8 protein-coding genes and 1 pseudogene are annotated in these 7,969 nt (G+C 67.2%); 5 read left to right on the top strand and 4 right to left on the bottom strand.

The window, feature by feature from the left end; translation table 11 throughout:
* Positions 1 to 687: 687 nt before the first annotated feature.
* Positions 688 to 1,470 carry a class I SAM-dependent methyltransferase gene (locus ACFYW8_RS43420; protein ID WP_389093167.1) on the bottom strand — a complete coding sequence of 261 codons (783 nt, stop codon included), beginning with the start codon at positions 1,468 to 1,470 and terminating at the stop codon, positions 688 to 690.
* 212 nt (positions 1,471 to 1,682) lie between these two features.
* Here ACFYW8_RS43420 and ACFYW8_RS43415 point away from each other — a divergent pair, with 212 nt between their 5' ends.
* The 5 genes from ACFYW8_RS43415 to ACFYW8_RS43395 all read left to right on the top strand — a co-directional run bounded on the left by ACFYW8_RS43415 (position 1,683) and on the right by ACFYW8_RS43395 (position 6,285).
* A complete protein-coding gene (locus tag ACFYW8_RS43415; RefSeq protein WP_389093164.1) occupies positions 1,683 to 2,186 on the top strand; it encodes a hypothetical protein in 504 nt (167 codons plus the stop codon).
* A gap of 501 nt (positions 2,187 to 2,687) precedes the next feature.
* Complete coding sequence (locus tag ACFYW8_RS43410) at positions 2,688 to 3,503, top strand: endo alpha-1,4 polygalactosaminidase (protein ID WP_389093159.1); 816 nt, start codon at positions 2,688 to 2,690, stop codon at positions 3,501 to 3,503.
* A gap of 462 nt (positions 3,504 to 3,965) precedes the next feature.
* Complete coding sequence (locus ACFYW8_RS43405) at positions 3,966 to 4,676, top strand: transposase family protein (RefSeq protein WP_389093155.1); 711 nt, start codon at positions 3,966 to 3,968, stop codon at positions 4,674 to 4,676.
* A 52-nt stretch (positions 4,677 to 4,728) separates the two neighbouring features.
* Positions 4,729 to 5,205 carry a transposase gene (locus tag ACFYW8_RS43400; protein WP_389093152.1) on the top strand — a complete coding sequence of 159 codons (477 nt, stop codon included), beginning with the start codon at positions 4,729 to 4,731 and terminating at the stop codon, positions 5,203 to 5,205.
* A gap of 123 nt (positions 5,206 to 5,328) precedes the next feature.
* Positions 5,329 to 6,285, top strand: coding sequence for a redoxin family protein (locus ACFYW8_RS43395; RefSeq protein ID WP_389093148.1), 957 nt, complete (start codon positions 5,329 to 5,331; stop codon positions 6,283 to 6,285).
* A 126-nt stretch (positions 6,286 to 6,411) separates the two neighbouring features.
* Here the strand turns inward: ACFYW8_RS43395 and ACFYW8_RS43390 are convergent, their stop codons facing one another.
* The 3 genes and pseudogenes from ACFYW8_RS43390 to ACFYW8_RS43380 form a co-directional block, all read right to left on the bottom strand.
* A complete protein-coding gene (locus ACFYW8_RS43390; RefSeq protein ID WP_389093143.1) occupies positions 6,412 to 7,140 on the bottom strand; it encodes a TSUP family transporter in 729 nt (242 codons plus the stop codon).
* Positions 7,141 to 7,266: 126 nt separating this feature from the next.
* A complete protein-coding gene (locus ACFYW8_RS43385) occupies positions 7,267 to 7,404 on the bottom strand; it encodes a hypothetical protein (RefSeq protein WP_365881236.1) in 138 nt (45 codons plus the stop codon).
* A 127-nt stretch (positions 7,405 to 7,531) separates the two neighbouring features.
* A pseudogene (locus ACFYW8_RS43380) lies at positions 7,532 to 7,699 on the bottom strand (DUF4259 domain-containing protein); the annotation flags it as partial.
* Positions 7,700 to 7,969 lie beyond the last annotated feature (270 nt).

Genomic DNA, 7,969 nt, shown 5'->3' with positions numbered 1-7,969 from the left:
GGGGGGACCCTGTGGGAGAGTAGGACGCCGCCGAACAAATATTACAGAAACCCCCGTACCGGGAAACCGGTCACGGGGGTTTTCTGCGTTCAGGGTGTGTTTTCGCGGACCTGGCAAGGGCACCGACCTGCCTCGCAGTCATGAGCAGGTTCAGCGGTCGCCCTCAGCGTCGCTAACGAGGCGGCCACGGTGGCCGGCGGGCCATCGCTCATCCACGTCGGAGGCGACTGACCGGCACGTCGTGCAGGCCGTCGCCCTCAGCGGGGACCACGAGTACCCGTAGCCGGTCAGGTCTTCCCGCTCGATGTTCACACCACACAGCGTCACCGACGTCACGACGGCGTGCTCGACCTCTGGGGTGCTGGACTCGTCAACCGCAGCACACCACCGGTCTGTAGTGCGTTGATACGGCGGACGCAGCACCTCACCGGACTCCATGACGATGGCGGTCGCGAGGCAGTGGCCGCACGTCACCCACGTTCCGCCTGCCGGATTCGTTGGAAGCGGATCAAGACCACCAGACAACTCGCAACCGCACACGTCGCACACCATGCGGATGATGATCGCAGGCCCCTCCGGGATCGCGGGGTAGCGAGGAACACGGCGAACTTCGTGCTGTGACCGGCAACGTTCACCGGTTTGCCATGGATGAACGGAGAGTTGGGCAGGGCGGAACCGATGTCTGGACTACTGCGCTGAGGGAGCGCGCTGTGCGGTGAGCACGGGCTGGTAGTACCCGCTGGAGGCCGGACTGTGCCAGGCGACGTTGGTGAAGCCGGCTTCAGTCACGAACTCTGTCAGCTGCGGGGGCGTCAGCGCCCAGTGGATGGTCCGGCGGACTCGGACCTGCCAGGTGTTCTTTGAGGGGATGAGCTGGAAGTGCTCCAGGTCGTAGCGTTCGCCGTCTTCGTGCCAGTGCCACAGCTGGAAAGTGATCACTTGGCCGTCGTGTGTTTCCGTGACCTGGGGAGGTGTCGACGTGGGTCTGGTCTGGCGCGTCTCGTCATAGGCCCGGACAGTGATCATCAACAGTCCGTCGTCTCGGAGTACCCGTCTCATGCCGAGGAGTGCCGCCCGGAGATCTTGCCCGGAGAGCAGGTGCGTGAGCGAGTTGTCCGCGCAGAGGACGACGTCGAATGATGTTTCTTTGAAAGGCAGTTGGCGCATGTCGGCCGCTGCGGCCGGAAGTCGGCTGTCCCGGGCCGCCGCCTCGGCGGCGGCGCGCGCGGCGGCGACCGGGCTCAGGTCGCTGCCGATTACTTGGTGCCCGGCCAGGGCCAGGCCGATGGCCTGGGTGCCGATCCCGCACGAGCAGTCCAGGACGGTGTGTGGTCCCGCGCCGAGAGATTGGCGCAGGAGGCCGCCCAATACTCCGGCCTGGTAGGCCATGCTCGCGTCCCAGTCCCGGAACATCAGGTGGTAGTCGTGGGCCAGATCGTCGTAGAAATCCCGCACGGAGAGCTCGGACATGTATCCCACCGTAGTGCGTGGCCGCCGGCGGGGTGCGGGCAGTTTTAGGCAGCGGCTGCCTGTCTTCGGCCGCCCCAGCGGAGGTAGGCGTGAAGTGCGCGTGTCTGGACGGTGTGGTTGGGTCGGGCCGGCCTCACGACCAGGCTCCCGTCCACTCTCGTCCGCGCCGGGCCTGTGACTGCTTCCGCTGCGGTGTCTGGTTGGATGCGGACATGGGCAACGGTAGTCACGAGGAATCAGGTCTCTCCAAGAGCACCTGGAGCGACGCAGATTTCGAAGACATGGGGTGGCATGACGCCACCATCCACGGCTTGTCCGTCCAGCCGGCCAGCGACATCCTGCCGCGTCTTCTCCTCGACCTCGACTACATCGTCCGCTGGGTCCACCCGGTCCCGCCCGCAACCTACTTTTCGTTCTGGGTCTCTCCGGCAACACTCGTCTTCGAAGATGTCTTCGACCTTGAGGGCGACCTCGACTTCAAGGGCTGTGCCGTGGACTTGGAGGTCGACAGGGTGCACCGGCTGGTGGCGGACGATGCCCGCCCGAACTTTGCACACTGTCCGCTCTGGCACATCGAAGGCCACGCGTTCGAGTTGAAGTTCCGAGCCTCCGGCTTCCATCAGTATTTCCGGCAGACTCCGAGGCTCGTATCCCGGCAGGCATTGCCCTATGCCGAACGCGGGGGTTGTGCCTTCACCGAACTGGGCTTCAGCTGACTTGTGACCTTCCGAGGCCGCCTCTGCCAACAGTGGGCACGGCAATCGCGTCGACACAACCTGGGCTGGCCAGGTCTCAAGCACGGTCTTACTGCTGCTCGGGCTTCGCCGTCCGGGACATGAGCGCGGCGGCCACGTTTGGGACATTGGTAGGGCCGTCGATCACCGCGGCGACGACCTCGGTGATCGGCATCTCAACCCCGTGGACCCGTGTCGCAGGGAGACATGGTGGCGGCGACGGCTCGGCGGCGGCGAGGGCCGAGGTTTCGGTCGAGCCACCGCGAGCGACGGAAGGCGAGAATCCGTCGGTGCGGAGTTCCGGCGTTGACATCTTTGCGGGCAGTCGCTTTACTCCGGGACAGCACCGGAGCCGTGCTCCGTGTTCAGAGACACGCCCAGCCGGTATGCAGGCCTCGCGCCGCGAGCCCGGCCCGAGTCGCCAGGACGTCCTTACGCGTCCGAGGCGGGGACGTGCCCTCTTCCCCCTGGGAGCTCATCCATATGAGCCGTTTCAGTCCCCCTTCCCGCAAGCTCATGGCTACCGCTGTCGGCGTGGCCACGCTGGTCGGTGCCCTGGTCGTCCCGGCGGTCTCCGCGCAGGCCGCAGCCGTGCCCCTGCCGCCCGCACACGTCGGCTTCGACTATCAGATCGGCGGTGCCTACACCCCGCCGGCCGGGGTGAAGGTCGTCACCCGGGACAACGCTGCCTCCCCGGCGGCAGGCCTGTACAACATCTGCTACATCAACGCCTTCCAGGCGCAGCCGGGTGCCGAGAGCGAGTGGGACTCCGACCTCCTGCTGCGCGACTCGTCCGGCAAGGTCGTTTACGACGAGGACTGGGGCGAGGCCTTCCTCGACGTCAGCACCGACGGCAAACGGCAGCGGATCGCGAGCAAGATCGGAAGCCTCATCGACAGTTGCAAGGCCAAGGGCTTCCAGGCGATCGAGCCCGACAACTTCGACAGCTACACCCGTTCCGGGAATCGCCTGACGGCCGGCAACGCGCAGGCGTTCATCAAGCTGCTCTCCGCCCGTGCTCACACGGACGGTCTGGCCATCGGCCAGAAGAACACGCCCGAGCTGGCTATCAACCACACCGCCAACGGTCTGGACTTCGCCGTGGCCGAGGAGTGCGGCCAGTACGACGAGTGCGGCGACTACACCAGCGCCTTCGGTAACAACGTGATAGTGATCGAGTACACCAACTCCGGCAGGTCGAAGGCCTGCAACGGGTGGGGCAGCACGCTGAGCATCGTCCAGCGCGACGTGGACGTCAAACCGGCGGGCAGCAGCGGCTACGTGCGCAAGACCTGCTAGACCGCCGACCGACTCGAATGGGGTGCCGGCTTGTGGCGGCTGGGGTGCCGTCGCAAGCCGGCATGGCTTCCACCGTCCCGCACTTGGCCGTCTCCTTCGAACTGGTCCAGTCCGACCCGGGTTACCAGGGCTGCGGCGCCGGAAACGCCCCCGTGTTGTGGCGCCCGGTATGCGGCGTAATCTGGGCCGCGTTGACGGCGGATCTCTGCCAGACTGGCTTCGTTCACTTCAAGCAGCAGCGTTTGTCCACCGCTTCGGGAGGCAGTTGGCGGTTGGCAGCGCCATGGATGTTCGCGAGAAATGAGTTCTGGCACAAATCTTGGGGAGCGTTCGCGGAGCGTCACCCCGATGTTCGATTGCGCGAGGCGAGTTCCCGTGAGACCGCGTACGCCTACCGCCCGACAAGCGGGGATGACGCTCCGTCAGATATCTCTTTGTCTCCGCCGCGGTCGGCTGTGGTCGGTGACGGTGCTGGTTATGCAGGCCGATGCAGCATTCTGGGATTCGCTGGTGTTCGGCGGGATCGACGACGTGGATGTCGAGGCGGTGACCGTTGCCTTCGGCACGGTTGATGTGATGGCGAGAGGCCGCGCGACAGGGGCAGCATGTCCGGACTGCGGTGGCTTCTCGAACCGGGTCCACGACTGCTATCAGCGCAGGTTGAAGGACCTCCCGCTCGGCGGGCAGAGCGTCGTGATCACGCTGACGGTCCGGCGTTTCATCTGCGGATCGGAGGACTGCCCGCGCCGCACGTTCGCCGAGCCGTTCGCCCAGTTGACCGCCCCGTGCGCGCGGTTCACCACGCGGCTCAACCACATCCTGGAACGGGTCGGACTCGCGCTCGCCGGACGGGCCGGTGCCCGGCTAGCCGCCCAACTCGGCTTCGGCGCGGGGAGGATGGCCTTGCTGCGTAGGGTCATGGCGCTGCCCGACCCACAGGTCGGCACGCTGCGAGTGCTGGGGGTGGACGACTTCACGATCCGCCGGGGCCAGACCTACTCCACCGTCTTGACCTGCCAAGAAGCCCATCATGTGGTCGATGTGCTCCCGACACGCGAAGCGGTGCCGCTGGCCGAGTGGTCGACCGCCCACCCCGGCGTGGAGATCATCTGCCGGGACCGGGCGGGCGCCTACGCCGAGGAGGCACGACTCGGTGCCCCCGACGCTCTCTAGGTCGCAGACCGGTTCCATCTGTGGCAGGGCCTCGGCCGGGCCGTGGAGACCTGTGTCGCCGCTCACCGGGACTGTCTGCGCGCTCCGTCAACTACTGGCCCGTCGCAGCACAACCCGACTCCTTCCCGGCCGGATCCGGCCGGCCGGCGAGCCGAGCGCAAGAAGGCCGTGCACGCTCTGGTCGTCCCTGAGCGAGGAAGACCGGGCCGGGCTGAAGGACGTCCTGGCCCGTTGCCCCGAACTGGGCACCTCAGCAGGGCACATCCGCGACTTCGGCGAGATACTCACCGGCCCCCTCGGCGCCACGCTCCCCACCTGGATCAACGCCGTCGACGCCAGCCAACTGCCCGGCCTCACCAGCTTCGCGCTCCGCCTGCTTCGCGACCTCGATGCCGTGACGGCCGGACTCAGCCTGGAATGGAGCTCCGGCGGCACCGAAGGCGCCGTGAACCGCATCAAGAAGATCAAGAAGCAGCTCTATGGACGAGCCGGATTCGCACTACTCCGCAAGATGATCCTGCTCCAGTAGTACCTGATTCTGATCCGCCGGATTGAGATTCCGGTGGCAGAGCACGCTCAGAGGGGGAACATCCTCGCGGCGGCTTGACCTTACCCTCACGGGCAAGGTTTAGCGTTCTTCGAGGTGAGAGGCATGCAGATCAGTGAGCTGGCCCGGCGGGCGGGCGTGACGACGAAAGCGGTTCGTTACTACGAATCGCTGGGCTTGCTCACGCCCGGGCGGCTGGCCAACGGCTACCGGGACTACAACGAGCACGACGTACGACTCACGCAGGAGATCCGGGCGCTCGGCAGTCTCGGAATCCCGGTTGAGCGCACTCGCCCGTTCCTGGAGTGCCTCACGGCCGGCCACCAGCACGCCGACGACTGCCCGGCCTCGCTGGCCGGTTACCGGGACGCGATCGACGAGCTCACTCAGCGGATCGAGCGACTCACCGCCCGCCGGGCGGTACTGGTCGCGCACCTGCAACAGGCCGCCCACCGCGGCAGCCGTCTCTCACCGGCCAACGAAGGAGGAGACCTGATGACTGATTACACGAGCGTGCTCGCCGACCTGCCCGTCCCCGAGGACGACGGCGCGGCTGCTCATCTGCTCGGCACGAAGGTGCCGCACCTGGAACTCCAGGGCACCGGCGGCACAGCCGTCCGCCTCGACGCGCTCGGCGCGGGCCGCACGGTGATCTACATCTACCCGCTCACCGGACGACCGGGCGTCGACCTGCCCGACGGCTGGGACTCGATTCCCGGGGCGCGCGGCTGCACTCCCGAGGCATGCGGCTTCCGCGATCACTACCAGGATCTTCTCGCCGCCGGCGCAGACGGCGTGTTCGGCCTCTCCAGCCAGGAGACCGACTACCAGCGTGAGGTCGTCGAGCGGCTCCACCTGCCGTTCCAGATGCTCTCCGATCCTGCACGGAACCTGGCCCAGGAACTTGATCTACCCACGTTCGAGACAAGCAGGCTGACGCTCTACAAGCGGCTAACTCTGATCATCCGCGACGGCGTGATCGAGCACGTCTTCTATCCGATCTTCCCCCCGAGCGAACACGCAGACCAGGTCCTGACGTGGCTCCGGGACAAGCCCCTGTAGAAGCCGGTGTTCAGTGGTCGGGTCGCCTGGCGGAATCTCACCCCCGGGTGACCCGAACCACTGACGCTCCGCGACCGCTCCCCAAGATCTGTGCCAGAACCGAGAAATGACGTCACTGGAAGTCTGTCATCCGCCGGTGATGGCCAGCAGGAGGCCGGAGGCGATCAGGCCCGCCTCGATGATGAGGACGAAGACGTGGGCCGGCAGCCGGTCGACGATCTTCTTGCCCACCCAGGCCCCGGCCGCGCTGGCCGGGGCGAGGGCGAGGCCGATGGCAGCGCTGGTGGCGGTCAGCACGGCAGCGACGCCGAAGACAAAGAGCTTGGTCAGGTGCATCACTACCGCGGAGGCGGCCTCGGTGCCGATGTAGGCCCCGCGCAGCAGGCCCCGGGCGAGGAAGGACGGGGCCACCATCGGGCCGACCGAGCCGACGAGCGCGGAGCCGAACCCGGAGGCGGCGCCGACGGCGGCGAACGCGCGGTCGTCGAGCCGGGCCGCGTGCGGCTTCCAGCGCCGCCAGACGACCATGACCAGCAGGAACACGCCGATGACGCGCGTGAGCGCGGGCAGCGGAGCGGTGGCGAACAGCACAGCCCCGGCGGCAGCGGCCGGGACGGCGCCGATAGCGAAGATGCCGACCAGGCGCCGGTCGACCTCGGCCCGGTTGAACCACACCCTGCTGCCATTGCTGGCCAGCTGGGCGACGGTCAGGACCGCGACCGCGTCCCGGGTGCCGAGGACGGCGACGAACACCGGCAGCAGGAGCACCCCGCCGCCGAACCCGGCCACCGCCGACAGCGCCGCGGTGGCGAACGTCGCGGCCACCATCACGACCACCAGCAGACCTGTCTCCATGGCAGCGCATTGTTCCCGCTGTCGTGGGCGCGGGCCGCAGCGGGGGTGTCGGACACCCTCCGGCCCGCCAAGTCCCCCACCGCCTTCAAATCTCAGGTTCTGTGACCCATGACTGTAGGTAACCGGTTAGATCTCGAAGAGGACCTCCTCTTGTGGCGGGATCAGGGGCAAGGACGTCACGAAGGCGGGCAATGCCCTGCGCCACTTCGAGCCGTTTGCAGCTTCGGCCCACAGCTCGGCGCGTTCGGACAGACCGGAGACCACTTGGTCCAGAGCGTGGACGGCGAGCGTTCGAAGGGCTGCGGCAACTCCGGTAGCGGCTTTGATGGGCCGTAGTTCGAACACGCCGGCTCGCCGTTGGGGCGCTGGGCGGGGACCAGGCAGCCGCGGCCGCTGCTCGCTCGCCGTCGGAGGTATCCAGGTGGTCCGCAGGTTCGGCGGCGCGTTTGAGTGCGCCGCGGATCATGGATTCGCGTTCTTCCGACGTTGCATCGTCCAGGTCACCTCCGAAGTCGGCGGCGGTGTCGTTTTCGAAGGGGCCGATGTCCCAGGTGCCCATGTCTCTCCTCGCGCGGCTGCCCGGAGATCGTCGCACTGGCCACCGACAGCGAGGTCAGAAGGCAAGCAGCACCCGTTTGCGCAGGAGCTTGAAGCCCCGGAACACGGTCGGCACGCGCCAGCGGATCCCGTCGATCAGTTTCCGGCAGCCAACCGGCGGTCGTCATACCATCGCGCCGATGCCAACGGCTCCAGCATGGACCACTGCTCGTCAGAGAGATCCGTTGCGCAGGCGAGGGTCGGCGAGGGCTTCGATCGTGCCGGGAACGGG

The organism is Streptomyces sp. NPDC002742 (genome assembly GCF_042888885.1).
Lineage (GTDB): Bacteria > Actinomycetota > Actinomycetes > Streptomycetales > Streptomycetaceae > Streptomyces.
Note: the sequence above shows the minus strand (reverse complement) of the source record. Positions and strands in the feature narration are given on the sequence as shown.